Source organism: Thomasclavelia sp. (assembly GCF_017889095.1).
Lineage (GTDB): Bacteria > Bacillota_I > Bacilli_A > Erysipelotrichales > Coprobacillaceae > Thomasclavelia.
Genome location: NZ_JAGHEW010000408.1, coordinates 1 through 2,223 on the forward strand (window position 1 = coordinate 1; position 2,223 = coordinate 2,223).

General features: G+C 26.6%; 3 protein-coding genes. 1 reads left to right on the forward strand and 2 read right to left on the reverse strand.

From position 1 onward, the window contains the following. A partial coding sequence (locus J7M77_RS16770; RefSeq protein ID WP_296880649.1) for a DUF1016 N-terminal domain-containing protein occupies positions 1–459 on the reverse strand: 459 nt, incomplete at its 3' end. Positions 460–632: 173 nt separating this feature from the next. Here J7M77_RS16770 and J7M77_RS16775 point away from each other — a divergent pair. Beyond that, positions 633–1,376 (forward strand): hypothetical protein, encoded by a 744-nt coding sequence (locus J7M77_RS16775; RefSeq protein ID WP_296880645.1) that lies wholly within the window; start codon positions 633–635, stop codon positions 1,374–1,376. A 12-nt stretch (positions 1,377–1,388) separates the two neighbouring features. Here the strand turns inward: J7M77_RS16775 and J7M77_RS16780 are convergent. After that, positions 1,389–2,223: AraC family transcriptional regulator (locus J7M77_RS16780; RefSeq protein WP_296880647.1), on the reverse strand; the 835-nt coding region annotated here is incomplete at its 5' end.

Consider the following 2,223-nt stretch of genomic DNA (forward strand, 5'->3'; position numbering starts at 1 on the left):
AAAGTTAGTTATCTTTTTATTCTCAACTTGTCTTCTATATAATTCAGTATCAATTTGATGAGCTAAAATATTTTTTGACCAGCCATTTTCTACAGTTTTATTTATATACCATAGTCTTTCTTCTTGTGATTTTACTCTTAAAATTTCTAAATTATGCGACCAAGGAATTTGTGCAGACACCGTCTGCACAAATTTAACATCAGGATATTCTCGATAAAACCTAACCATATTTTTCAAATTTCTAGTCGAAAAACCTTTTGCTGTTGGAAATTCCCTTCTAATATCTTTAGATAAATTATCAATAAATTTATTTCCCCATTCACTATTATTTTCTATAATTTTTCCAATATTCCAATACATAAGTATCATTTCTTTATTTGCATTTAGAATAGCCTTATGTTGAGAAGTTTTAATTTGTTGTTTTATATCTTCAAAAACACTTATATAACTTTTATCCATCACTCTAAGTAACTCCTCTCATAATTCTTATTTTTTTAATCGTATTCTTATTATACACTTAATTCTAAAAGAAAAAAAGAAGTATCTAAGCTTCGAAATGTCTAAATGCTTCTCTATTCAACTCAAACTATTAATACTAACATTATAGGAAGCGTTGGCAGTATTGTTTTTTTATGTCGGGATTTCAATTATTTGGTGATCGAATTTTATATATTTATAGTTTGGTTGCCTGTTTAACAGTTATAATTAATACCTTAATTTCATTACTGAGCTTATCGCATGCCAATCTAGCGACCGTAACTGTAAGTCAAAATGCTGGTAATTTAGTTTTACCAGTAGTATATGGTTTAGTGATTTTAAATGAATCAATCAATTTTTATAATATTATTGGTATTGTTTTAATTATTATTTCTTTTTTAATTTCTTTTATTGGTGATTATAGAAAAAATAATCAGCATAAACAAAGTTTACTAGCTAAGTTTATTTGTTTAATTCTTTTCTTCACTTCAGGACTGATCAGTGTTATTCATAAATCATTTACAGTAAGTGGATCGCTAGCTAATAATCAAACTTATTTATCTTGGATCAATATTTACATGGTTCCCATAATTATCATCACATATTTAATTTTAAAAAGAAAAAATCGTGATAAATTTATTGAATATCGTAATCAGATTGATTTTTCTAACTATTTATTAGTTGCTTTAGGTAGTACAATTGGCTGTTTAGGTATGGTTTGTGCAATGCAGGCAATGACAAAAATGAATATTTCGATTTACTCGGCTTTATATTCATCAATGTATATTATTTTCTTAGTAATGGCATCTAAATTTATTTTTAAAGAAACAATCAAAAAAAAAAATTATATTGCAATCATATTTGCCATTTTATCAGTTATATTTACTTCATCAGCATAAAAACAACAAGTTTCAAGCTTGTTGTTTTTGATTAAAAAGTAATTTTTGATATTGTTTCGGGGTTATTTTCATTCTTTTTTTAAAACTTTGAATATAATGACTAACACCATTAAATCCGACTTCAATCGCAACAGTGGAAATAGTAGTTTGTTTGTTGGCTAAAAGTTCTAAACTTTTTTTGATGCGATAATTGATTAGATATTCGTATGGTGTTGTTTCTAATATTTGTTGAAACAATCTGCCACAATGACCAGCACTCATATTACCATAACTGGCAATATCTTCTAAACTAATATCTTCATGATAATGAAGATGAATAAAACAAAGACATTCTTGTAATCCTAAATGATTTTCTTTTGATAATGATGGCTTGGTTGCATCAATATTAGCCATGACTTGATAGATTAAATTAGCTAATTTTAAAGCTAAATAATATTCTTTAAATTCTTTTGATTGATTTAAAAAGATAATTTGGTCTAAGTCTTTTATTTCAGCTGCTGCTTCTAAAAATATATAGGTTTCTAATTGTGATTGTTCTAATAAATAAGTAACCTGTTTTTGCATTGCTGTTTGATTGGCAAAAGAAATCAAAGTATCTGGAAAAATCAATGAACGATAATGGGAATCTATTGCTTCATTAATTTGATGCAATACATTTTTATTAATAAAGATCATTTGCCCTTTTTTTAATATAATTTTTTGGTTCATGGTTTTAATGGATATTTTTCCTTCTAAAACATACGTCAATTGAATATCACTGTGCCAATGAATTTCATGAAAACGCTGGCGCGGTGGAATACTGATATTATTGTTGCAATCTAATGCAAACAAAGGAAAAGGCGTATGT